The following is a 23,047-nucleotide window of genomic DNA, read 5'->3' as shown; positions in this document are numbered from 1 at the left end:
CTCAAGGAGCGCTTCGCGCATGTCGAGCTACGCCCTGTCGCTGTTGCTAGCCGTGATCGCCTGCGTGATCGGCGGAACCCTCGGGGGGCGGGCCCTGGCGCGGCCCCAGGCGGCCCTGGGCCTCGCGGTCGGCGATGACGGCGCGCCGACGTTGCTGACCGAGGGCCGGGCGTTCGGGGGGCTGCTGATCTTCTCCCACGCCGGCGCGGCGCTGTATCTGGGCTATCAGCCCAGCATCGGGGCGGCCATGGCCTTCGCCCTGGCCATCGGCTGGTTCGGCGCCGGTCTGGGGCAGGTGGCCTCGCTGCTGATCGACCGGACCCATGGGCGGCTGAACCTCAGCCACCTGCTGTTCGAGGTTCTGATCGGCGTGACCCTGTGCCTGCCCTTCTTCAACCCCGGGCGGCTGGTTCTGCGCGGCGGCTACCTGGCCTGACGGGCGCCTTCGTGCTCCAGCAGCCAGCGCTTGCGCTGCAGCCCGCCGCCATAGCCGGTGAGTGATCCGTCCGCGCCGATCAGGCGATGGCACGGCACGAGGATGGCGATCGGATTGGCGCCGTTGGCCGCGCCCACGGCGCGAACGGCGCTGGGCTTGCCAATCCGGGCGGCGAGGGCGGCGTAGGTCGAGGTGGTCCCGGCGGGGATATCGCGCAGGGCGGTCCAGACCTGTTGCTGGAACGCCGTGCCGCCCGTGGCCCAAGGGATGTCGGCCAGGGCTTCGAACTGTCCGTCGAAATAGGCCGTCAGCGCCTGGCGCGTTTCGACCGGCGCCGCGCCGTCCGTCAGCGGCGGGTCGCCATGGTGCAGTCGCAGCAGCCGCGTCATGCGCGGGACGTAGTCGTGGAAGTCGATGGCTCGCACCGCGCCCGCCTCGTCGGTCACCAGCAGGATCTCGCCAAGGGGCGAGGGCAGGCGGTCGAGGCGGAGGTTGGACGGGGGCGGCATGCCGTGATTATCCGCACTCGGGAAGCCGCTGTCCGCCCGATTGTTGCGATAGATTGTTCACTGTTTGTTCAACATCATGCACAGTCTCCCTTCCCCCTTGATGGGGGAAGGGCCGGGGATGGGGGTGACGCGGCATGTCCGACAAGCCAAAGCCAAGCCACGCGCCCGGCGCGATCCGCCGGGCCCGCCGACTGCGCCGAGAGATGACAGTCAGCGAGAAGCGGCTGTGGAAAGCTTTGCGGGCGTTTGAGACTACATGTTCGCAGACAAGCGCCGATCGGCCGATACGTGGCGGACTTCGCCCATCATGGCGCCAAGCTCGCCATAGAGGTGGATAGCGGGCGCCACGATCTTCCAGAGGCGCAGTTGCACGACGCCGAGCGCGACACGTGGCTGACCGCGCAGGGCTACAGGGTCGTGCGGTTGCGAGACCGCGAGGCCTATGAGTATCCGTATGACGTCTCCGAGCGCGTGGCGGCTGAGATTCAGCGGTCACCCCCATCCCAACCCTTCCCCCATCAGGGGGGAAGGGCTTTTTAGGATCTAGCGAATGCCCGGCACGTGCAGGGCGGCTTCCTTCTCGGCCTTCTGCTTGAAGACCAGGTCGCCGTACTTGCCGTATTCCATGCGGGCGATCATCCGCTGGTGAACTTCGTCCGGGCCGTCGGCCAGGCGCAGGGTGCGGATGCCGGCATAGGCCTTGGCCAGGCCGAAGTCGGTGGTCACGCCGCCGCCGCCGTGGGCCTGGATGGCGTCGTCGATGATCTTCAGGGCCAGGCGCGGGGCCGCGACCTTGATCATCGCGATCTCCAGACGGGCCGACTTGTTGCCGGCCTTGTCCATCATGTCGGCGGCCTTCAGGCACAGCAGGCGGCACATCTCGATGTCGATGCGGGCGTCGGCGACGCGCTCTTCCCAGACCGAGTGGTCCGAGACGTACTTGCCGAACGCCTTGCGGCTCATCAGGCGCTTGCACATCTTTTCCAGCGCGACTTCCGCCGTGCCGATGGTGCGCATGCAGTGGTGGATGCGGCCGGGGCCCAGGCGGCCCTGGGCGATCTCGAAGCCGCGGCCCTCGCCCAGCAGCAGGGCGTCCTCGATCGGCACGCGCACGTCCTTGAGGATGACCTCGGCGTGGCCGTGCGGGGCGTCGTCATAGCCGAACACCGGCAGCATGCGGACGATCTCGATGCCGGGCGCGTCCAGCGGCACCAGGATCTGGCTCTGCTGCTGGTGGCGGCTGGCGTTGTCGGGGTCGGTCTTGCCCATCACGATGGCGACCTTGCAGCGCGGATCGCCCACGCCCGAGCTCCACCACTTGCGGCCGTTGACGACATAGTGGTCGCCGTCGCGCTCGATGCGGGTCTCGATATTGGTGGCGTCCGAGCTGGCCACGGCCGGTTCGGTCATCAGGAAGGCCGAACGGATGTCGCCGTTCATCAGCGGGCGCAGCCACTTTTCCTTCTGCGCCAGCGTGCCGTAGCGCATCAGCACTTCCATGTTGCCGGTGTCGGGCGCCGAGCAGTTGAAGACTTCCGACGCGAAGCCGACCTTGCCCAGCTGTTCGGCGATCAGGCTGTATTCCAGGTTGGTGAGCTGGATGCCCTCGAACTGGAACGTGTCGTCGACGTGGGTCTGGCCGCTGTGCGGCGGCATGAAGAAGTTCCACAGGCCGGCGGCCTTGGCCTTGGCCTTCAGCTCCTCGACGACCTGAACGACCTTCCAGCGCTCGGCGCCCAGGACATCCATCTCGGCCTCATAGACCGGGACCGCCGGATAGATGTGCTCGTCCATGAACGCGGTGACGCGGTCAAGAAACTGACGCTGCTTGGGGGAGATGTCGAAATCCATGGCGCTTCCCAATCCCTGTCTTCAAACGCTTGTTTGAAGTGGTTGTAACACCCTGCTGACGTTGACGGCAAGGTGGGACGGCAAGCACACTTGCGGGCGACGGCGCGGCGCCTGAAAACTAGCGGCCATGAACATCGAGATTCTCCCCCTTGAAGGCCGCCACGTCCGGCTGGAACCCGTCACCCCCGCCCTGCGCGAGGAACTGCGCGGCGCGATCGACTGCGACCCCGAAAGCTGGGAGATCATGTCGACCAACGGCTGCGGCGAAGGCTTTGAGGACTGGTGGGGCGCGCTGCAGGGCGAGACCCAGCGCGGCGAGCGCATCGGCTTCGCCATCCGCCGGCTGTTGGACGGCAAGGTGGTCGGCACGTCCAGCTATCTGAACATCCGCAAGCTGCACAAGGGCCTGGAAGTCGGCTCGACCTTCCTGCATCCGGACGCCCGCTCGGGCCCGATCAATCCGGAGTCCAAGCGCCTGCTGCTGGGCCACGCCTTCGCCGCCGGCGCGATCCGCGTGGAGTTCATGATCGACGTGCGCAACGCCCGCAGCCAGGCGGCCGTGGAGAAGCTGGGCGCCGACAAGGACGGCGTGCTGCGCAATCACAAGATCACCTGGACCGGCCACGTGCGCGACACGGCGGTGTTCTCGATCACCGACGCCGACTGGCCGGGCGTCAAGCAGCGCCTGGATTTCCGTCTGCAGGAGACGTTCGTCTAGCGGGCGCCGGCATGCGGCCTATCCCCTGAAATAATCACCCTTGGCCGAAGGGTGTTGCGCCAATACGACGCATCCAGAACGTTCTAGAGTTTGAGTGATCGCCGCCTGAACCGCCAGATCTATACCCAATCTGAGTGTAGATCCGGGTTTCCGACAATGCTCTTCGTGTAACCTTTGCCGCATGAGCGGCATTGCGTGTCTTAGAATCTGTATCGAACACGCCGCGCGCGAGACCTCCGTCGAAGGCGTGACCCCGGTCAGGATCGATCGCACCGCGGCGCTCTATATCGACACGCATTGGCCGCCGCCGCGCCGCCATGGCCATGTCGCGCCCGGCGCCTATGTTCTGATCGATCCGTATTCCACGTTTCTCGATGGCGAGGAGCTCAAGCAGCTCGCTTCGGAACTTCAGCTTCGCCTGTTCGGCACTCACGGCCGCGAGGATCTGTGCCTGCTGATCTTCGAGGGCCACGAGGCGGAAGTCCTGCGTTTCTCTAGCCTGCCAGAGGCCGACCTGCTGGCCATGAGGCAAGGAGAGCCGCCCCCGCCCGTCGGACGAACCCGCGTGGTCACGCGCGACGGCGTGCGCGAGCTAGGGCTGCGGGACTTGACGCCGCACGCCGTCGCCACTGAAGCGACAGAGCCCCACGAGGCGCCACGCCTGGGGTGGCGCGGGGTCTACAATCCCGTGTCCGAGTATTTCGAGGCCAGCCAGCCGCTCTTCATGGCTCAGGAGCCGGAATGGACGACCCATCAGGACGGTGACTACATGCGGTCGGACATGGAGATGCTGGACGCTAGCATCGCCGCCCTCAGAAGGCATCCTGGCCTGCATGTGCAGACCGATTTCCGCATGTGGAGCATGGTCCGGACAAGCCTGCGCGAGGTCTATGGCGCCAAGCTGGCGTCCCTCCCTCCGGCGGCGGTGAAACAGTTGAGCGCCCAGGTCTATGACGTGCCTCGCGAGCTGCCTTTCATGGCGATCGCGCCGCTGCGCGAATTGCTGCGACCGGTGTTCCGTCGCGTCGAGCTGCGGACCCATGATCCCATTTTCCACGTCCAGGCCGTCCCCGAGCACCTGATCGACGGCGTGGTGCTGGAGCTGACGGGCCACGACGACCACCAGCGCTTCACGAACCTCCAGCAGTTCCTGTCGGCGCGGCGTCAGTATCTCGACCGCGACTTGCGGCAAGGTGTCGCGGGCCTTCGCTCGCGTCGCGAACTTGAGCTCTGTAGGGAGTTCAGAGTGCCCTCGGTGAGCGGCCTCCTGATCAGCGCGACCTTTGAAGATCCCTTGCACGAGCAGGCTTTTCCACACGCCGAACTGCCGTTCAGGTCCACCCGCTGGTCATGAAAGCCAAGGGTTGAGTTAATGGTCGGCTACCACTGCCCCTAACCAATTGGCGATAAATCGCGGCTAAGGCTTTGGCATGACCGCGATCGCGTGCCTACGCCTGCTCATCGATGATGAAGCCTTTCCCGCCGCGCACGCGCAGGAGACGGCCGACGTCTATCTGAGGGCGCGCTGGAAGGCCCCGCGCCGCTACGGCGCCGTGGCGCCGCTGGCTTTCGTGCTCGCCGACAATCGCGCCGCGCAGCTGGACGCCGTCGAGATGCAGGCCCTGGCGGCCGAACTCGAGGCCAGCCTGTTCCCCGGCCGCAAGAGCGGTCAGGTCTGCCTGATGACCTTCGAGGGCGACGAGAGCTCGGTTCTGAAGTTCGCCAGCCTGACCCAGGCCGAGCTGCAGGGCCTGGTCGCCGGCAAGGGCTATGGCGGCGCCGCCGGCCGGGTCCAGGTGATCACCGCTGACGCCATTCGCTCGGTGCCCAGCACGCACGAGGAAGCCCGTCAGGCCGCCGAAGCCGCCGCCAAGGCCGCGCCCGCGCCCGTTCCGCCGCCCGCCGTGGCCAAGGCTCCGGCCGCCGCCGCCGCCCCGACGTCCGCCGAGCCGCGCGCGCCGGCCCCCCCGTCCGTCGCCCAGGCTAGGACGCCGCCGCCCGCTGCGCCCGCGCCTCCGCCGCCTCCGTCCCAGACGGGCTGGTGGGGCCTCTACGACCTGACGGCCAACGCCTTTGTCGGTTCGGTGATCGGTCTGCGCGCCGACCTCAACGCCCCGGCGCCCGAGGAAGACTCCAAGCTTCTGGCCCGCGATCTGGCCTGCCTCAACGACGCCCAGCCCCTCTTCAAGGCGGCGACGTTTGGCGATCTCTATCTGCCGTTCGGCTTCTGGAACCTGACGACCCCGGCCTCGCAGGAGGCTTACAAGCGCCGCCTGTCGCGCTATCCGCTGGACCTGCAGCCGCGCCTGGGCGCCAGCGTCTATGGCACGCCGCGAGAGGCCTCCATTGGCCTGGTCCAGCAGATGCGCGCCTTTCTGAAGAGCGGCTTCGCCTTTCTCGATCTCAATGTGGTCGACCCCACCTTCCCGGTGCACAACCTTCCGCTGGAACTGATCGACAGCGTCACGCTCAGCCTGACCGGCGAGGATGAGCGCGAACGCCTGGCCGCGATCGCCAAGTTCGTCGAGCGCCAGAACGTCTATCGCGGCAAGGCCGTGCTGCAGAGCGTGGCCGGCGTGCAGACCGCCCAGGAGCTGGAGGCTTGTCGCCAGGGCGGCATCGCCCGTGTGCACGGACCGGCGGTGACGGCCTTCCTTGAAGCGCCCCTGATCCAGGCCGAAGGCGCGCCCCTGGTCCAGGCGCGCGACGCGGCTTGATCCGCTTGGCGACGAGGCGGTCCAAAGGTTCCAAACCCGGCGCGCGTCTTCGTTTCAAGTGAGTCCGTTTCAGAGGGGCGCGGGCTCCACGCCGCGTCGGTTGGCCGCAGGTCGGCGACGTCTCGCCCCATAGGCTTGCTAACCTTCTGCGCGCAGGATTAGCCGAATGACGGCTTTAGCGTGCTTGAAAATTTTTGTCGGCGAGGAACTGCGGTTCTCGGATGCCGAGACAATGGCTGCCTTGGTGGCCAAGGTCGCTGGCGCCTATCTGGAGACCAAGTGGCTCTGGCCGCGCCGGCACGGCCTGGTCGCGCCCTTCTCGTTCGTTCTCACCGATCCGCGCGCGCAGACCCTGGACGCTCGCGAGTTGCAGGCTCTGGCGCGCGACCTGCAGCACAAGCTGTTTGGCGACAAGGGCGAGGGCGAGATCGCGCTCCTGACCTTTGAGGGCAACCAGAACGATGTCATGCGCTTCGCCGGCGTTCCGAACGCTCAGCTCAAGACCTTGCTGAACGGCGGGGACGATGGCGCGTTCGCGGGCCGAATCTGCAAGATCACGCCGAACGGCGTCAGCTCCATCGCGCCCCCTGGCGGGCCGGTGGCCGGCGAGCCGCCAATGGAGGCCCTGAGGGGCGCGCCGTCGGGGCCCGCTCCGGCCCGCACCGGTTATCGCGGCGTGTTCCATACCCAGCGCCAGATCTTCGTGGGCAATGTCGCGGTCTGGTGCGAGGCTGGCGCGATTTCGGTCTATGGGCTGGATGAGCCGGTTCTCGACGTTCATGAGGCCGACCACGACATTCCCACCCTGCAGGGCGCGCTCGGCGAGATCGGTCGCTTCCAGGCGGGGGTCATGTTCCTGCCGATCAACTTCGCCGCCGCCGTCAAGCCCAGCACCCGGGCCGAGCTCCTGCCTTACCTGGAATCTCTGCCAAGGGAGCTGCGCGGACGCCTCGCGGCGGGCGTCTACGATACGCCCCGCGCGCCGTCGTTCTCGGCCCTGTCACAGCTGAAGAGCTTTCTGGATCCGTTTTTCGGCCGCATCGACTTGCGCGTGAGCGACCCGGCCTTTCAGGTCGACGACCTGCCGCCAGACTTCGCCAGCAGCGTCACCCTGCTGCTGCCAGCGGGCGGGGAGGCCGCGCGGCTCGCGGCGATCACCCGTTTCATGCGCGACGCCGCCGGCTACCGGCGCAAACGGATCTGGCAGGGCGTGACCGATGTGCGGACCCGGCGCGAGCTGAACGCCGGGATCGAGTACGCCGTACCCTTTCTGAGCGGGCCGGCGATCACCGAGCTTCTGGAAGTTCCGACCGATGTCGTGCCGTGCTCGACCTTGCGCCTGCCGCTGCACGACTGGTCGGTCAAGGCCGAGGACGCTGGCGTCAGCAAGGTCGCCTGATCGGTCTTGTCACCGGCGCTTGACCCTCACGCCTACCGCCGCCCGAACAGTCGCTCGATATCAGCCAGCTTGAGCTCCACATAGGTGGGGCGGCCGTGGTTGCACTGGCCTGAGTGGGGCGTGGCTTCCATCTCGCGCAGCAGGGCGTTCATCTCGGCGCCGTTCAGGCGGCGGCCGGCCCGGACGCTGCCGTGGCAGGCCATGGTGGAGCACACCTCTTCCAGCCGCTCCTTCAGGGCCAGGGCCTGGCCGTTCTCGGCCAGGTCGTCGGCGATGTCGCGCACCAGGCCGGCGGCGTCGGTCTTGCCCAGCAGGGCCGGGGTCTCGCGCACCAGCACCGCGCCGGGGCCAAAGCTCTCGATCACCAGGCCCAGGGCCGCCAGTTCCTCGGCGCGGGCCACCACGCGCTCGGCCTCGGCGGGGTCCAGGTCGACCACCTCGGGCAGCAGCAGGGTCTGGCGGGCGACACCGCCGGCCTCCATCTCGTGCTTCATTCGCTCATAGACCAGACGCTCGTGGGCGGCGTGCTGGTCGACGATGACCATGCCGTCGCGGGTCTGGGCGACGATATAGGTCTCGTGAACCTGGGCCCGGGCCGCGCCCAGCGGGAAATCCACGGGGTCGAAAACCGGCGCGGCGGCATAACCATCCGTTGACTGATCAGTTCCAAAGGCGCCCGACCGCCAGGCTTCTTGAATGACCTCGCCGAGGCCCGGCGCCATGGCCGGCTCGACCCGCGCCGAAACGTCCGACAGGCCCGGAAGGGTCAGGGGGCGCTGGGTCGGGGGTGTCCAGCCGCCGTCGCGCCAGGCCGAGAAGCCGGCGGCCGACGGGCCCGGCTGATACCCCGGAAACGGGCTCTGCTGGGTCCTGATGCTGTCCAGCGCCTGGGTCGCCACGGTGGTGGAGGCCCGGTGCCCTGCCCCGGCGAGGGCGTGGCGCAGCGCCCCGACGATCAGGCCGCGCACCAGGGCCGGATCGCGAAACCGCACCTCGGCCTTGGCCGGGTGGACGTTGACGTCGACCTCGGCGGTGTCGAGCGACACATAGAGCGCCGCTGTGGGGTGCCGGTCGCGCGCCAGAAAGTCGGCATAGGCCGCGCGCAGGGCGCCTTGCAGCAGCCGATCGCGCACAGGTCGTCCGTTCACGAACAAATATTGATGCGCTGCATTGCCGCGGTTGTAGGTGGGCAGGCCCGCGAAGCCGGTCAGCCGCACGCCGTCGCGGGTCTGGTCGATCTCGATGGCGTTGTCCTGGAAGTCGCGACCCAGCACGGCGGCCAGTCGCGCCAGACGGCCTTGCGGACCCGGATGCTCGGGCGGCAGGCGCAGGATCCGGCGACCGTCGATGTCCAGCGAGAAGCCGACCGCCTCGTGGGCCATGGCCTGACGCTTGATCTCCTCGGTGATCGCCAGGGCCTCGGCGCGTTCCGACTTCATGAACTTCAGGCGGGCGGGGGTGGCGTAGAACAGGTCGCGCACCTCGATCCGCGCGCCGTGCGGGCCGGGGAAGGCGGCGGGGGCCACATCGCCGACCTGACCGCCCTCGACCAGGATCGAGAAGGCGTCCTTTTCGCCCTTGGCGCGCGAGGAAATCTGCAGCCGCGCCACCGAGCCGATCGACGGCAGGGCCTCGCCCCGGAAGCCCATGGTGTGGATGCGCAGCAGGTCCCACAGGCCGTCGGCGTCGGGCGCCAGCTTGGACGTGGCGTGGCGTTCGATGGCGACGGGCAGTTCTTCCGCCGACAGGCCCATGCCGTCGTCGGCGACCAGGATGCGCGTCAGGCCGCCGCCGTGGGCTTCGACCTCGATGTGCGTCGCGCCGGCGTCGACGGCGTTGTCGACCAGCTCCTTGATGGCGCTGGCGGGCCGTTCCACCACCTCGCCGGCGGCGATGCGGTTGACGGTTTCGGGCGGCAGGCGGCGGATCGGCATGGTGGAACTCTCGTCGGACCGACGGTCCGCATTGCGTCTTCGTAATTTGACCCGTCGGCTTGCAGACCGTCCAAGTCGCGGAAGACCGATCACCCTAGATCGATTCCGCCGCCCTTCGAGGAAGAGACATAGTGACGATCGGACGTTTCGCCCCCTTGCTCGCCGCCCTGATCCTGTCGGCCGCTCCGGCCGCCTTCGCCCAGCAGGCGGTCGACGACTCCGGGCCCATCGGCCTGAGGCGCGTCGATCCCGAGGCCAATCTGGTCGAGGAGCTGGTCGTCAACGCCCGCCTGCCCGGACCGGCCTGGTGGAAGGTCAGCGACGCCGACAGCACGGTCTATGTGCTGGCCGTTCCGGCCCTGTCGCCCAAGAACCTGGAGTTCGACAGCTCGGTGATCCAGCGGCGGCTGGACGGCGCCAACCGCCTGATCCTGGCGCCGGGGCCCAAGATCAATGTCTTCCGCATCGTCAGCCTGGCCGTCGGCGGTCGTCGCTATTTCCTGTCTGACACCCCGATGCGTCAGACCCTGCCAGCGGATCTGCGGACCCGGCTGGAGGCCCGCCTCAAGATCGCAGGCGAGACGCCCGAGAGCATGGACGACATCAAGCCCGCCTTCGCCGGCTTTCTGGTCGCCAACATGAAGCAGGGCGGTTCGGTCACCCTCGGCGGCGGTTCGGTCGCCGACCGCATCGAGAAGATCGCCAAGAGCGGCGACCTGGAAAAGCGGCCCAAGGTGCAGGAGCTGGAGGGCTATGACGTGATCGACGCGCTGAAGGCCGTGGGGTCCCTGCCCAAGGCCCAGCAGGAGTTCTGCCTGGACGCCGGGCTGCGCGAGGCCGACGCCGGCGGTCCGGCCATCGAGGCGACCGCCAAGCGGTGGGCGGCGGGCGATGTGGTTCAACTGGCGGCGGCCGATCGGGGCTATCAGGCCTGCCTGTCGGCCACGCCGCGCGTCGCCGCCGAGATCCGCGACACGATCAACCGCTCGACCAAGGCCATCGAGTCGGCGCTGAAGACGCCCGGCAAGTCGGTGGCCCTGGTCAATTTCCGTCCCCTGCTGTCGGAGGAGGGCGTTCTGGCCAAGCTGCGCGCCAAGGGCTTCAAGGTGACGACGCCGGGCGAGGTTCAGCCGTAAAGGCCAAGCTTTCGCCGCAAGCGTCGCCTCAGGGTCGCGCCGTCAGGAACCGCCAGGAACACGCGCATGAACATCTCCCCGCTGGTCGCCTTGCTGGCCCTGCTGACGCCCGTCGCGGCGGCGGCCCAGGTCATCGACGATCCCGAGGCGGCGGTGGTCGAGGCCCTGGTGGTCAACGCCAAGCTGCCGGGGCCGGCCTGGTGGAAGGTGTCCGACGCCGACACCACGATCTATGTCCTGGGCGTGCCCCCCGCCCTTCCCAAGGGCATGGCCTGGGACCAGTCGGTGCTGGACCATCGGCTGGACGGCGCCTTCGCCCTGATCACGCCGCCGGAGGCGCGGGCCGGGTTCACCGACATTCCGGCCCTGCTGAAGCTGCGCAAGACCCTGAAGGCCGACAAGCCGCTGCAGGAGACCTCGCCCGCCCTGGCCGCACGTCTGGCCAGGGCCTGGGCCGCCGCCGATCCCAAGGACGCCGAGGGCTGGCGCGACTGGAAGCCGCTGGGCGCGGGCATCCTGCTGGCGGGCAAGGCCAACAAGGCGGCCGCCTTGGTCGGCAGTGAGCCTGACCGGACCATCGGCAAGCTGGCCCGCAAACATCGGGTCAAGACCCGCATCGCCGCGACCTACAAGGCCATGCCGATGATCAAGGCCGTCGCAAAGGGCCATTCCGAGGCGACCGGCCTGGCCTGCCTCGAGGAGGTGCTGGACGAGGTCGAGGCCGGGACCGGCGACGCCCGCCGACTGGCCCGCGACTGGGCCGAGGGCAATGTGCGGGGCGCGCTGGCCGCCTCGCGGGGCGGACAGAGATGCGAGCTGCAACTGCCCGGCGTGCCGGAACTGGCGCGGCGCGCCACCGCCGACGAGGCGACCGCCCTTACCGAGGCCCTGAAGACCCCCGGCCACGCGGTGGCCACCTTCCCCCTGCGCGGCCTGGTGGCCGAGAACGGCGTTCTGGACCAGCTGCGCGCCAAGGGCTTCACGGTGCGCACGCCGGGGGATTGACGGTCACGTCGGCCCTGATCCACTCTGAAAACGAGGGTTGCATCGGGGCGCATCTTTGAAATCCATGATGTTCGCCCTGGCGGCCTGGGCCGCCGTGACGTCGCCTGTGAGCCCTATGAGCGCCGCCTTCGCCAGTCTGGTCGGCTGATCCGCGCCGAGACCGCCGCCACGGTCTACTACAGCGTCAAGGGCGCGGCGACGCGGGAGCCGTGGTTCGACACCTGACGCCTGCCGAGCGCGACCGACTGACCCGCGCGGCGGCACTGACGCCCCGGTCGCTGGAATTCTACGCCCGCCTGCGGCCCAACATCGCCGCGCTGCTCCTGTATGGCGAGGTCAAGGCGGCGGCCGGGATTTCGTCGGACGAGCCCGAGGCCAGCCTCTTGAACAGGGCCAAAGTCCCGAAGGCGCGTGATCTTAAGGTCGGTGGCCGGCTGAAGTCGGATCTCCGGCGGTCGCTACGGGCCGACGGCGCGGACGACCTGGTCTGCCTGAACTGGGTGACGCAGCAGGCCCTGCGAACCGGCGCGCTTCGCGAGCGGGGCGAGGCCTGGGGGCGGGGTGACGTGCGGGCCCTGGTGTCCGGCCCGATGGCCTACGATCCCTGCGATGAGAGCATGACCGCCCTGAACGCGGCCCAGCGCGCCCAGAACAAGGCCATGGTCAGGGCGATCGCCGCGACCCTGGAGCGCGGCCAGGGGGCGGTGGCCCTCGTCGATCTGGCGCCCCTGCTGATGCAGAACGGCGTACTGGACCAGCTGCGCGCCAAGGGCTTCACGGTGCGCACGCCGGGGGATTGAAACGAAGCCGGCCCGGAAGCTTTCGCGTCCGGGCCGGCTGAATTTCGAAGCTGTGTCGAAGCCTACAGGCCCGGCAGCTTGATGCGGGTTTGCTTCTCGCGGCTGATGACCACGGCCTTGCTGCCGACCAGGGCCTTGAGGCGGGCTTCCTCGGCGGCGGCGTCCACGGCGACCGGGGCGTTGGCGCCGGTTTCGGTGGCGGTGGCGGTCACCTGAGCCGACTTGTCCTTCTTCCAGAACATCACCTTGCTGGCGAAGCTCTCGTCCTTGTGGGCCAGATCGCCGGTCTCGTCGTCGACGACGAAGCGGATCAGCGGGTCGGCCTTGTCGACGCCGGCCTTGGAGACCAGCAGCTTTTCACCGTCCGAGCGGCCGGCGGCCATGCTTTGGCCGACCAAGGCCATGCGCGCGGCGCTTTCCGGCTGCAGTTCCTGCGGACGGGGCTCGCCGGGGGCCGGCGGACGCAGGGCGTAGTCGGGCGGCACCACCAGCGGGGCCTTGGTGACGACGCGGAATTCGTCGGGGACCACCTTGCTCATGCCGAGGGCCTTGGAGGCCGACTGGCAACCGGCGAGGCCCGTGGCGGCCACGACGGCCAGAACGCTCAGGGTCGCGACCCGATTGAAACTCATGAACCCATGCTCCGGTAGACCCCGCCCCGGGGCCAGAATTTTGGACGCTCTCGATACGACATCACGGCGCGGGCGCCAATGTCTCTTGCGATTGCGGCCTTATTCGGTCGGGTGGACCAGTTTCTCTTCGCCCGTCATGAAGCTGTCGAGCAGCAGGAAGGCCACGCCCACCGAGATGCCGGCGTCGGCGATGTTGAAGATCCACGGGAAGTAGAGGTCGCGCACGTCGATGAAGTCGGCCACCGCGCCATAGACCACCCGGTCGATCAGGTTGTTGCCGATCGCCCCGCCGATGATCATGCCCAGGCCGATCGCCATCAACGGCTTGGTCGCCTTACGGGCCCACAGGACCAGGGCCACGACCACGACCGTGGAAAAGAGCGTCAGCAGCCAGCGGCCCCATTCGGCGTGGCCGCTGAGCAGGCCAAAGCTCATGCCCCGGTTCCAGACCATGGTCAGGTCCATCGGGCCGGGCACCAGCACCGTGCCCTTGGCCGGCAGGTTCAGGCCATGCAGAATCCACAGCTTGCTGAGCTGGTCGAGGACCACGGTGGCGGCCGCGATGGCGTAGGCGATCCAGCCTTGGCGGGTGATCTTCGGCATTGTCCTTCTCAGCCCCCAAGGCTTGTCAGTTCAGGTCTCGACCCTCCCCCTTGATGGGGGAGGGCAGGGTGGGGGTGAAAAGGCGGCGGCAATTTGGCGCCGACCTCATCCGGTCTCAACGCCGCGTCACCCCCATCCCCAACCCTTCCCCCATCAAGGGGGAAGGGGATCACCCGTGTTGGCTATCCCACCACGCCACCGCTTCGGCGTCGCGCAGGCTAAGCTCCGGATAGCGCGGATCGGTTCCGACCTCGGGCAGGATCCGCCACGAGCGGGCGCATTTCTGACCTTCGGCCAGCTTTGGTTCGACCGCTACGCCGCCGACATCTGCACGACGGAAGGCGTTTTCAGGCCCATCGCCGCGAACGAGCGTCGCTTGGCTCGTGCGGAACACTTCGGCGGCGTCAATGCCTTCGAATGCTGCCCATTTCTCATCCGATGCGAGCCAAACCTTGGGAGCCGCTTCAAGCGCAGAACCAATTCGCTTTTCGCGACGCTCTTCCTCAAGAGCTCCCGTTACGGTCTCGAGCACGAGTTGGATCGTGATCCAACGTTGCTTTTCGTCTCGATTTTTCCACGCCGCCGGCGTCTCCGGGATCACCCGCAGGCTGTTGCTGCCCGCCTCGGGGAAGCGCGTCTGCCACGCCTCTTCCATGGTGAAGCTGGTCAGGGGCGACAGCCAGATGGTCAGGCGCTCGAACACATAGTCCAGCACCGTGCGATAGGCCCGGCGGCGCAGGTCCGTGGGCTTGTCGCAGTAGAGGCTGTCCTTGCGGATGTCGAAGAACAGGGTCGAGAGATCGCCTTGGCAGAACTCGATCAGCGGCCGGGTCACGTCGCTGAAGCGATAGGCCTCGTAGGCGGCGCGGACCTGGCCATCCAGCTCCCACAGGCGGTGCAGGATGAACTTCTCCAGCGGCGGGAAGTCATCGTAGTTCGTGACGCGCTCGGCCTCGTCGAAGCCGGCCAGGGCGCCCAGCAGGTAGCGGGTGGTGTTGCGCAGCTTGCGATAGGCGTCGGTGGTGGTGGCCAGGATGGTCTTGCCGATCCGCTGGTCTTCCGAATAGTCGACCATCGCCGCCCACAGACGCAGGATTTCGGCGCCGCTTTCCTTGGTGACGGTCTGCGGCTCGACGGTGTTGCCCTTGGACTTGGACATCTTCTCGCCGTTCTCATCCTGGGTGAACCCGTGGGTGAGAACCGCCTTGTAGGGCGCGCGGCCGCGGGTGCCGCAGCCTTCCAGCAGGGACGACTGGAACCAGCCGCGATGCTGGTCGGAGCCTTCCAGATAGAGGTCGGCCGGCCAGTGGCTGTCGGCCCGGCCTTCGATCGTGAAGGCGTGGGTGCAGCCGCTGTCGAACCAGACATCCAGGATGTCGCCGACCTTCTCGTATTGAGCGGGGTCATAGGCCTGCCCCAGGAACTCGGCGTCGGGACGGGTGAACCAGGCGTCGGCGCCGCCCTCGCGAATGGCCGTCAGGATGCGGGCGTTGACGGCCTGGTCCATCAGCGGTTGGCCGCTGTCCTTGTCGACGAACATGGCCAGCGGCGTGCCCCAGGCGCGCTGGCGGCTGACCAGCCAGTCGGGACGGCTTTCCACCATCGACCCGATGCGGTTGCGGCCGGCGTCGGGGTGGAAGACGGTGTCGGCGATGGCCTGGATGGCGGTCTCGCGCAGGGTCTGGCCGCTCTCCAGCGGCTGATCCATGCGGATGAACCACTGCGGGGTGTTGCGGAACAGGATCGGAGCCTTCGAGCGCCAGCTGTGCGGATAGCTGTGCTCGACGCGGCCGCGCGCCAGCAGGTTTCCGGCCTCGATCAGCTTGTCCATGACAGCCGCGTTCGCCGGACCGAACTTGCCGGCCTTCTTGCCCTCGGTCTCGATGACCTTCAGGCCCGCGAACAGCGGGACGTGCGGGTAATAGGCGCCGTCGGGGTCGACGGTGTCGGGGATGGAGTCCAGCGCGTAGCCGCTCTTGAGCCACACCAGATAGTCGTCCGCGCCGTGGCCCGGGGCGGTGTGGACAAAGCCGGTGCCGGCGTCGTCGGTGACGTGGTCGCCGGCCAGCAGCGGCACCTCGAAGGCGAAGCCCTCATCGAAGGCGGCCAGCGGGTGGGCGCAGATCAGGCCGGTGGGATCGACGGGCTCGACGCGACGCCACGCAGCGACCTTGGCGGCCTTGCGGACATCGTCAGCCAGCTTGTCGGCGACGATCAGGCGATCACCGACCTTCGACCACGGGGCGAACTCGAGGTTCTCCTCCATGGCTTCCACCTCATAGAGGCCATACTCGACCTTGGGGTTGAAGCTGATGGCGCGGTTGGCGGGGATGGTCCACGGCGTGGTGGTCCAGATCACGACGCTGGCGTCGTTGGGCGGCAGGCGGAAGACATTGTCGCCGGCCGGATTGCCCGACAGCGCATAGTGCTCCTCGTCATAGACCTTGACCGGGAACTTCACCCAGATCGTGGGCGAAACGTGGTCGTGGTACTCGATCTCGGCGTCGGCCAGGGCCGTGCGCTCGACCGGGCTCCACATCACCGGCTTGGAACCGCGATAGAGCTGGCCCGAGGCGGCGAACTTGTGGAACTCGGCCACGATCGTGGCTTCGGACGTGTAGTCCATGGTGGCGTAGCGGTTCCACCAGTCGCCCAGTATGCCCAGGCGCTGGAACTCGACCTTCTGGGCCTCGATCCAGCCGCCGGCATATTCGCGGCAGCGGGTGCGGAATTCCTCGGCCGGGACCTCGTCCTTGCGGCGGCCCTTGGCGCGGAACTCTTCCTCGATCTTCCATTCGATCGGCAGGCCGTGGCAGTCCCAGCCGGGCACATAGTCGACGTCGTAGCCGAGGGCGAAGCGGCTGCGGACCACGAAGTCCTTCAGCGTCTTGTTCAGGGCGTGGCCGATGTGGATCGCGCCATTGGCATAGGGCGGGCCGTCGTGCAGCACGAACAGCGGGGCGCCGTCGGCTTGTCTCTTCGCCCGGACAGCGCCGTACAGACCCTTGTCGGAGAGGGCCGCCCAGCCCTCCAGGATCTCGGGCTCTTTCTTGGGCAGGCCCCCGCGCATCGGGAAGGGGGTGTCGGGAAGGAAGACGGTTTCGCGATAGTCGCGGGCGGTCGTGGCGTCGTCGGCCATGGGATAGCTATCCAGCGTTTGGAAGTTCGGAAAAACGGGGTGCGAGGGTGTTGGACCCGGCGCGCGCTGGAAACTCGTCCGGCAGCGTCACGCCGGGCGGATAATTCGCGGGGTTTTCCGAACAAAAGTCATGGCGCGGGGATAGCAGAGCCGCGCGCCGCGCACAAACGGGGAAGGTCTAGCGCCGGGCGGGTTTGACGCGGCCGCGCAGCATCCACAGGACGGCGACCGAACCTGTTGTCGTCGCCACGGCGGCCAGGAGGAAGGTGCGCAGGTCCTGCAGCCAGGCCGCGCCCAGGGTCACGGCCATGGCGGTGACCCACAGCACGGTCAGGGTCCAGCCCCGCCAGCCGACGGGAACCAGGCCATAGGGGATGGGGTATCGGTCGGGACGCCAGCCCGTTCCCGACTTGAGGTCGCGCGCGGAAAACCAGTGCCGCATCGTCCTTCCCCTACCGATGACGTGCAAGGTGTAGTCCCGACCCCTATTCGCGTCCAGCGCGAACGGCGGGTCGCGGCCCCTGATTGGGTATGGCCACGCGGCGCAGAGCGTTCAGGTCCGCTTGCGGATCCGGGGCGTGATGGTCACCGTCAGCAGACGGCCTTCGCGGATCAGGGTGAACAGGGTGGGCTTGTCGATGCTGTGGTTGTCCAGCGCGCGCAGCAGGTCGTCCAGGCCGGTCAACTGCTGGTCGCCGGCCTGGATCAGCAGGTCGCCTTCCTTGACGCCCGCCTTGGCGGCCGGCCCGCCGGCGTCGATGTGGGCGACGAACACCGCATAGGGCTGGGTCACGCCGGTGGCCTTGGCCAGGGCGGGCGGGATCGGGGCCTGCTGGGCGATCAGGCCGATCGAGCCGCGCCGCACGAAGCCGTGGTCCAGCAGCTCCTTGATCACATAGGTGGCGGTGTTGACCGCCACGGCGAAGCACAGGCCCTGGTAGCCGGCGATGACGGCGGTGGCGATGCCCACCACCTCGCCACTGGAATTGACCAGCGGGCCGCCGCTGTTACCGGGATTGAGGGCGGCGTCGGTCTGGATCAGGTCCTCGATCAGCCGGCCCCGCTCGCCGCGCAGGGATCGTCCCAGGGCCGAGACGACGCCGGTGGTCACGGTGGCCTCGAAGCCCAGCGGCGCGCCGATGGCGATGACCAGCTGGCCGCGCCGCAGCTTCTTGGAATCGCCCAGCCGGGCCACCGGGATGTCGATGTTCTGGTCGATCTTGAGGATGGCCAGGTCGGTGTCGGGATCGTCGCCCACGCAGCGCGCCGTCAGGCTGCGGCCTTCTGCGGTGATGACCACGAAGCGCGTGGCGCCCTGCACCACATGGCTGTTGGTCAGGATCAGTCCGCCCGGTGCGAAGGCGAAGCCCGAGCCGATGCCCTGCATCCGGGGATCTTCCAGCATCGGGTGAACGCGCACCACGCTGGGCCCCACCACCTCGACGGCCCGGACCACGGCGTTGGAATAGGCGTCCAGCAGGTCGCCATTGGGCAGGGCGCAATAGCCGCCCTCGACCTCGATGGCCTTGCCGGTGTCGAACACCAGTTGCACGTCGTCGGGATAGGACAGGATTTCATGCCGCCGACGCGGCGCGGGCCGGCGCGCCCTGGCGAAATGCTCGTACTTGCGCGCCTTCAACATCCCGCCCCCGCAGTGGTTAACGGAGGTTAACAGCAGGCGGTAGCGCTTGAACATCCCTTCTCCCCTTGCGGGAGAAGGGTTCTAGAACCCCGGCGCCACGATCGCGCGCGCCTGCGCCTCGTCCCGGCGGATCTGCTCGACCATCAGCTCGATGCTGTCGAATTTCAGCTCGGGGCGCAGGAAGGCGATCAGCTGGGTTTCGATGACCTGGCCGTAGAGGTCCTCGTCGAAATCGAACAGCCAGGTTTCCAGCCGGGTCTCGACCTCGCCCGTGGTGGGGTTGTTGCCCAGATTGGCCACGCCGGGCACCTCGCGGCCGTCGGGCAGGCGGGTGCGGGTGGCGTAAACGCCCAGTTTTGGCACCACATAGTCGACGATCTCGACATTGGCGGTGGGAAAGCCCAGCTGGCGGCCCAGCTGCTGGCCGCGCCGCACCACGCCCTCGATGGCGAAGGGACGGCCCAGGATGCGGGCGGCCTCTTCGGGCTGGCCCTCGCGCAGGGCGTCGCGGACGCTGGTGGACGAGAACTTGTCGCCGGCGCGGCCGGCCACGGGCGCGGCGATCGAGACGCCAAAGCCGTTCTGCTGGCCATAGTCTCTCAGCGCCTCGGGGCTGCCGGTGCGGCCCTTGCCGAACGAGATGTCGAACCCTGCCGCCACGTGCTTCACACCCAGACCCTCGACCAGCACCTGCTCGACAAATTCCTTGTCCGAGAAGCTGGCCATCTGGAAGTCGAACGGCAGCAGATAAAGGATATCCACGCCCATTCCGCTCAAAACGCGGGCTTGCTGCTCGATCGTCATCAGCCGGAAGGCCGGTTCGGTGGGTCGAAACAGCCGGCGCGGGTGCGGATCGAAGGTGATGACGCCCAGCGGGGCCTTGAGGGCCGAGGCGGCCTTGGCGGCTTCGGCGATCACCTGCTGGTGGCCGCGATGCACGCCGTCGAAATTACCCAGCGCCGCGGCGGCGCCCCGGGCTTGCGCCGGCAGGTCTTTCCAGCCGTGGACGATCTTCAGCTTCATCAGACGGCCTTGCGCGGAACCATGATCAGGGCTTCGCCCTCGACCACGGGCTTGCCGTTGACCAGACACACCGTGGCCAGGGTGACGCGGGCCTTGGCCGCGTCGATCTCGGTGATGGTGGCCCGCGCGGTGACCTCGTCGCCGATCTTCACTGGCCGCTTGAAGCGCAGCGACTGCGACAGATAGATCGCGCCGGGGCCCGGCAGCTGGGTCCCGATCACCGCCGAGATATAGCCCGCCGACAGCATGCCGTGGGCGATGCGCTCGCCAAAGCTGGTGGTCGCCGCGAACTCGGCGTCGAGGTGGACGGGATTGTTGTCGCCGGTCACGGCGGCGAAGGCCTCGATATCGGCCGCGCCCACGGCGCGAACCAACTCGGCGCTCTGGCCGACGGTCAGATCCTCTAGAAACAAGCCCTGCATCACGCGTCCCTGCGACAATTCTTATTGTGCGTTGCGGTCGAACTTAGCGGCTGATCCGATCTTCACCAGACCAGATCGCCCACGGCGTGCGTGGCGCCGACCTTTTCAGCCGCCAGCAGAGCCAGCACGGCCTCGGGGTTCAGCAGGCCGTCCGGACCGATGGCGGCCTCGCCGTGGATACCCTTGGCGATGAACAGGCAGGCCAGGTTCTGGTCCTGCGCGCCCTTCACGTCGGTGATCACGCCGTCGCCGATGCACAGCACGCGCGAGCGGTCGACGGGCTTGCCGGTCAGTTCGGCGGCCTTGGCGATGGCCAGGTCGTAGATCGGCGCGAACGGCTTGCCGGCCATGATCACCTCGCCGCCCAGGCTCTCATAGAGGTCTGCCAGGGCCCCGGCGCAGAAGATCAGCTTGTCGCCGCGCTGCACCACCCGGTCGGGATTGGCGCAGATGAAGGTCAGGCCGCGCTTGGCCGCCACGGCCAGGCGATCGCGATAGTCTTCCGGGATTTCGGTCTCGTCGTCGTACAGGCCCGAGCAGCCGATGAAATCGGCGTCCTCGCACGAGCCGGTCAGGTCGAGGTCGAAACCGGCATAGAGCGGCGCGTCGCGGTCGGGACCGATCCGCCACACCTTGCCCGGCGCGCGGGCGGCCAGCAGGGCGCGGGTGGCGTCGCCGGAGGTGACAAAGCCGCTCCAGGCCGAGCGCGGCACGCCCAGGCTGTCCAACTGCTCGACCACGTCATACGACGGGCGCGGCGCGTTGGAGATCAGCACCACGGGACCCACCCGCGCGCCCCACTGGGTGAGCGCGTCACAGGCTTCCGGGAAGCTGCGCACGCCGTTGTGGATCACGCCCCACACGTCGCACAGCACGATGTCATAGCGGTCGGACAGGGCCGAGAGGCGGTCTGGGAAATCCATCATGACGGCGGCGGTACCGGTCGGGGGCCAAGGCGTCAACGCCAATGGGCGTTGGAACGAGGGTCTTAGGTGTCGCCGCCGGGCGGGGTTTCAAGAGGCCGCGCTATCGAAGACCCGCGTTCCATGACTATCCTCGCCCCCAGACAGGGAGACGGCCGATGACGATTCTGATCCTCGGGCTTGTGGTGTTCTTTGGCGTTCATTCGGTGCGGATCGTGGCGCCGGGCTGGCGCAACGCCCAGGTCGCGGCCGCCCCGGGTCGCTGGAAGGGCCTGTATTCGCTGGTCGCGGCCGTCGGGCTGGGCCTGATCATCTGGGGCTGGATCCAGTACCGGCTGATGGCGCCGCAGCTGTATGACCCGCCGGCCTGGGGACGCCATGCGGCCATGGCCCTGGTGCTGCCGGCCTTCATCCTGCTGGCCGGATCGAACGGCCCGGTGGGCCGGATCAAGGCGACGGTGCGCCATCCGATGCTGATCGGGGTCATCCTGTGGTCGGTCGGCCACCTGCTGGCCAATGGCGACCAGGCCTCGGTGCTGCTGTTTGGCGGCTTCCTGGCGTTCGCCGTCATCGACCTGATCTCGGCCCTGGGCCGCAAGGAACCCGCGCCGGTGGCGACCAAACCGGCGGCGGACCTGATCATGATCGTGGCCGGGACGGTGCTGTACGGTCTGTTCGTGCTGTTCCTGCACCGGGTGTTCTTCGGCGTTTCGCCGCTGGGGTGAGGCTCACGACGCGTCGTGGAAGATCACCCCCAGCGTCCGTCGCCGTCCCGCGCGGATCTCGCTGACCCCGTGCCGCAGCACCCGCCGGTGGACACCGCGCGTGCCCTCGGCCGGCCGTTCGCGCACGGCGAAGATCACGCCCTGGCCCTGGGTCAGGGGCACGACCTGGGGCGCTGACTGCTGGCGGGGCCGCTGCTCGACCAGCACGAACTCGCCGCCCTCGAAGTCACGACCCGGCGCGTCCAGCAGGAAGGCCGCCTGCAACGGAAAGACCTGCTCGCCATAGAGGTCCTGGTGCAGGCAATTGTAGTCGCCGGGCCCGTAGGTCAGCATCAGCGGCGTGGGCCGCGCCTGGCCCGCCTCGCGGCAGCGGGCCAGCATCGCGTCCAGAGTCTCGGGAAAGCGCCGCTCCTCGCCCAGCCGCGCGGCCCAGCGATTGGCGATCCAGGCCAGGGGCGGATAGAGGCTCTCGCGCAGCGCCTGGATCGGCGCGGGCAGGGGATAGGCGAAATACTGGTACTCGCCCTTGCCGAAGCCGTGCCGGGCCATGACCACCTTGCCGCGGAACAGGGCCGGCTGCTCATACAGGGCGGTCAGGTCCGCGCACTGCTCCGGCGTCAGCAGCGGCCCGGTCAGGGCCCAGCCGCGCGCGTCCAGTTCGGCGGCGATGCGCTTCCAATCGAGCTCCGGGCTCACGCCGCCTCGCGCGCCAGCAGGGCCGCCTTGCGCGCGACGCCCCAGCGGTAGCCGGACAGGCCGCCATCGGCCCGGACCACGCGGTGGCAGGGCGTGATCACCGCCAGCGGGTTGGCGCCGCAGGCCTGCGCCACGGCCCGGGCGGCGGCCGGCCGGCCGATGGCGCGGGCCACCTGGGCGTAGGAGGCCGTCTGGCCGGCCGGGATGGCGCGCAGGGCCCCCCAGACCGCCTGTTGCAGCGCCGTGCCGCGATCGTCCAGCGGCAGGATCAGACCCGTTTCCGGCCGGTCGATGAAACCGGCCACGGCGGCCAGTTCGCCGCTCAGGCCGTCCGGATCGGGGAGCAGGCGCGCGGCCGGAAAGCGCTTTGCCAGGTCCGCCGTCAGGGCGTCGGCGTCATCGCCCAGGGTGACCAGGCGCAGGCCAGCGTCCGACCGCGCGACCAGGGCCAGGCCCAGGCTGGTGGGGACGGTGGCGTGACGCAGCACCTCGCGGTCGATGTCGGGCCTGCAGCGCAGGCAGGCGCGGAAGCCGGCGTCGCGAGCGCTCTGGCGGGTGTCATGGAACTCGACATTCTTGCGCAGCGGGCGGCCGCCGCAGCTGGCCACGCAATAGACGCCGGTGGTGCGCACGGCGATGAAGAAGGCGCCCTCGGCGGCGCGGTCCTTGCGGCGCATGGCGTCCCAGCGCGCGTCGTCGTCGGGATAGGTCGAAACGGTCATCGGAACATCTCCTCT

General features: G+C 68.4%; 24 protein-coding genes. 11 read left to right on the top strand and 13 right to left on the bottom strand.

Annotation, left to right across the window (positions count from 1 at the left end):
• Nucleotides 1–19 precede the first annotated feature (19 nt).
• Nucleotides 20–436, top strand: a complete 417-nt coding sequence (locus ACQY9P_RS04350; RefSeq protein WP_421736488.1) for a DUF4345 family protein — start codon at nucleotides 20–22, stop codon at nucleotides 434–436.
• On the opposite strand, the gene ACQY9P_RS04345 is transcribed toward ACQY9P_RS04350, so the two are convergent.
• Nucleotides 424–945 (bottom strand): methylated-DNA--[protein]-cysteine S-methyltransferase, encoded by a 522-nt coding sequence (locus ACQY9P_RS04345; protein WP_421736489.1) that lies wholly within the window; start codon nucleotides 943–945, stop codon nucleotides 424–426. The genes ACQY9P_RS04350 and ACQY9P_RS04345 overlap by 13 nt on opposite strands.
• Before the next feature lie 134 nt (nucleotides 946–1,079).
• Between ACQY9P_RS04345 and ACQY9P_RS04340 the strand changes: the two genes are divergently transcribed.
• Nucleotides 1,080–1,283: a DUF559 domain-containing protein gene (locus tag ACQY9P_RS04340; RefSeq protein ID WP_421736490.1), complete on the top strand. Its 204-nt coding sequence runs from the start codon at nucleotides 1,080–1,082 to the stop codon at nucleotides 1,281–1,283.
• A complete protein-coding gene (locus tag ACQY9P_RS04335; protein ID WP_421736491.1) occupies nucleotides 1,192–1,485 on the top strand; it encodes an endonuclease domain-containing protein in 294 nt (97 codons plus the stop codon). Before ACQY9P_RS04340 ends, ACQY9P_RS04335 begins: the two co-directional genes overlap by 92 nt.
• Nucleotides 1,486–1,488: 3 nt before the next feature.
• Here the strand turns inward: ACQY9P_RS04335 and ACQY9P_RS04330 are convergent, their stop codons facing one another.
• Complete coding sequence (locus ACQY9P_RS04330; RefSeq protein ID WP_421736492.1) at nucleotides 1,489–2,796, bottom strand: acyl-CoA dehydrogenase family protein; 1,308 nt, start codon at nucleotides 2,794–2,796, stop codon at nucleotides 1,489–1,491.
• Nucleotides 2,797–2,923: 127 nt separating this feature from the next.
• On the opposite strand from ACQY9P_RS04330, the gene ACQY9P_RS04325 reads away from it, so the two are divergent.
• From ACQY9P_RS04325 to ACQY9P_RS04310, 4 genes are all read left to right on the top strand, one after another.
• Nucleotides 2,924–3,514, top strand: a complete 591-nt coding sequence (locus tag ACQY9P_RS04325; protein ID WP_421736493.1) for a GNAT family N-acetyltransferase — start codon at nucleotides 2,924–2,926, stop codon at nucleotides 3,512–3,514.
• Nucleotides 3,515–3,695: 181 nt separating this feature from the next.
• Nucleotides 3,696–4,868: a hypothetical protein gene (locus ACQY9P_RS04320; protein ID WP_421736494.1), complete on the top strand. Its 1,173-nt coding sequence runs from the start codon at nucleotides 3,696–3,698 to the stop codon at nucleotides 4,866–4,868.
• Nucleotides 4,869–4,944: 76 nt separating this feature from the next.
• Nucleotides 4,945–6,231: a hypothetical protein gene (locus ACQY9P_RS04315; protein WP_421736495.1), complete on the top strand. Its 1,287-nt coding sequence runs from the start codon at nucleotides 4,945–4,947 to the stop codon at nucleotides 6,229–6,231.
• Nucleotides 6,232–6,463: 232 nt separating this feature from the next.
• The gene (locus ACQY9P_RS04310) at nucleotides 6,464–7,630 is read left to right on the top strand and encodes a hypothetical protein (RefSeq protein ID WP_421736496.1); all 1,167 of its coding nucleotides are present in this window, start codon (nucleotides 6,464–6,466) and stop codon (nucleotides 7,628–7,630) included.
• A 32-nt stretch (nucleotides 7,631–7,662) separates the two neighbouring features.
• Here ACQY9P_RS04310 and mutL read toward each other — a convergent pair whose 3' ends face one another.
• Entirely contained in the window at nucleotides 7,663–9,564 is a 1,902-nt protein-coding gene (mutL, locus tag ACQY9P_RS04305; RefSeq protein WP_421736497.1) for a DNA mismatch repair endonuclease MutL, read from the bottom strand.
• Nucleotides 9,565–9,695: 131 nt separating this feature from the next.
• Here mutL and ACQY9P_RS04300 point away from each other — a divergent pair, with 131 nt between their 5' ends.
• From ACQY9P_RS04300 to ACQY9P_RS04290, 3 genes are all read left to right on the top strand, one after another.
• Entirely contained in the window at nucleotides 9,696–10,700 is a 1,005-nt protein-coding gene (locus ACQY9P_RS04300) for a TraB/GumN family protein (RefSeq protein WP_421736498.1), read from the top strand.
• 66 nt (nucleotides 10,701–10,766) lie between these two features.
• The gene (locus tag ACQY9P_RS04295) at nucleotides 10,767–11,705 is read left to right on the top strand and encodes a TraB/GumN family protein (RefSeq protein WP_421736499.1); all 939 of its coding nucleotides are present in this window, start codon (nucleotides 10,767–10,769) and stop codon (nucleotides 11,703–11,705) included.
• A gap of 209 nt (nucleotides 11,706–11,914) precedes the next feature.
• Complete coding sequence (locus ACQY9P_RS04290; RefSeq protein ID WP_421736500.1) at nucleotides 11,915–12,505, top strand: TraB/GumN family protein; 591 nt, start codon at nucleotides 11,915–11,917, stop codon at nucleotides 12,503–12,505.
• A gap of 62 nt (nucleotides 12,506–12,567) precedes the next feature.
• Here the strand turns inward: ACQY9P_RS04290 and ACQY9P_RS04285 are convergent, their stop codons facing one another.
• From ACQY9P_RS04285 to ACQY9P_RS04250, 8 genes are all read right to left on the bottom strand, one after another.
• Nucleotides 12,568–13,137, bottom strand: coding sequence for a DUF3035 domain-containing protein (locus ACQY9P_RS04285; RefSeq protein ID WP_421736501.1), 570 nt, complete (start codon nucleotides 13,135–13,137; stop codon nucleotides 12,568–12,570).
• Nucleotides 13,138–13,236: 99 nt separating this feature from the next.
• Nucleotides 13,237–13,740, bottom strand: a complete 504-nt coding sequence (gene lspA / locus ACQY9P_RS04280) for a signal peptidase II (protein WP_421736502.1) — start codon at nucleotides 13,738–13,740, stop codon at nucleotides 13,237–13,239.
• A 169-nt stretch (nucleotides 13,741–13,909) separates the two neighbouring features.
• Complete coding sequence (gene ileS / locus ACQY9P_RS04275; RefSeq protein ID WP_421736503.1) at nucleotides 13,910–16,879, bottom strand: isoleucine--tRNA ligase; 2,970 nt, start codon at nucleotides 16,877–16,879, stop codon at nucleotides 13,910–13,912.
• 178 nt (nucleotides 16,880–17,057) lie between these two features.
• Nucleotides 17,058–17,321 (bottom strand): hypothetical protein, encoded by a 264-nt coding sequence (locus ACQY9P_RS04270; RefSeq protein WP_421736504.1) that lies wholly within the window; start codon nucleotides 17,319–17,321, stop codon nucleotides 17,058–17,060.
• A gap of 111 nt (nucleotides 17,322–17,432) precedes the next feature.
• Nucleotides 17,433–18,521: a S1C family serine protease gene (locus ACQY9P_RS04265; protein WP_421738259.1), complete on the bottom strand. Its 1,089-nt coding sequence runs from the start codon at nucleotides 18,519–18,521 to the stop codon at nucleotides 17,433–17,435.
• An 81-nt stretch (nucleotides 18,522–18,602) separates the two neighbouring features.
• Nucleotides 18,603–19,544: a bifunctional riboflavin kinase/FAD synthetase gene (locus tag ACQY9P_RS04260; RefSeq protein ID WP_421736505.1), complete on the bottom strand. Its 942-nt coding sequence runs from the start codon at nucleotides 19,542–19,544 to the stop codon at nucleotides 18,603–18,605.
• A complete protein-coding gene (locus ACQY9P_RS04255; protein WP_421738260.1) occupies nucleotides 19,544–19,969 on the bottom strand; it encodes a MaoC family dehydratase in 426 nt (141 codons plus the stop codon). The genes ACQY9P_RS04260 and ACQY9P_RS04255 overlap by 1 nt, the downstream gene beginning before the upstream one ends.
• A 59-nt stretch (nucleotides 19,970–20,028) precedes the next feature.
• Nucleotides 20,029–20,892 carry a TIGR01459 family HAD-type hydrolase gene (locus ACQY9P_RS04250; protein WP_421736506.1) on the bottom strand — a complete coding sequence of 288 codons (864 nt, stop codon included), beginning with the start codon at nucleotides 20,890–20,892 and terminating at the stop codon, nucleotides 20,029–20,031.
• 155 nt (nucleotides 20,893–21,047) lie between these two features.
• On the opposite strand from ACQY9P_RS04250, the gene ACQY9P_RS04245 reads away from it, so the two are divergent.
• Nucleotides 21,048–21,614, top strand: coding sequence for an NnrU family protein (locus tag ACQY9P_RS04245; RefSeq protein ID WP_421736507.1), 567 nt, complete (start codon nucleotides 21,048–21,050; stop codon nucleotides 21,612–21,614).
• Nucleotides 21,615–21,617: 3 nt separating this feature from the next.
• On the opposite strand, the gene ACQY9P_RS04240 is transcribed toward ACQY9P_RS04245, so the two are convergent.
• Both ACQY9P_RS04240 and ACQY9P_RS04235 read right to left on the bottom strand, forming a co-directional pair.
• Nucleotides 21,618–22,310, bottom strand: a complete 693-nt coding sequence (locus ACQY9P_RS04240) for a 2OG-Fe(II) oxygenase (RefSeq protein WP_421736508.1) — start codon at nucleotides 22,308–22,310, stop codon at nucleotides 21,618–21,620.
• Nucleotides 22,307–23,032 carry a methylated-DNA--[protein]-cysteine S-methyltransferase gene (locus ACQY9P_RS04235; RefSeq protein ID WP_421736509.1) on the bottom strand — a complete coding sequence of 242 codons (726 nt, stop codon included), beginning with the start codon at nucleotides 23,030–23,032 and terminating at the stop codon, nucleotides 22,307–22,309. The genes ACQY9P_RS04240 and ACQY9P_RS04235 overlap by 4 nt, the downstream gene beginning before the upstream one ends.
• Nucleotides 23,033–23,047: the final 15 nt, after the last annotated feature.

The organism is Caulobacter sp. (genome assembly GCF_965279145.1).
GTDB lineage: Bacteria > Pseudomonadota > Alphaproteobacteria > Caulobacterales > Caulobacteraceae > Caulobacter.
Note: the sequence above shows the minus strand (reverse complement) of the source record. Positions and strands in the feature narration are given on the sequence as shown.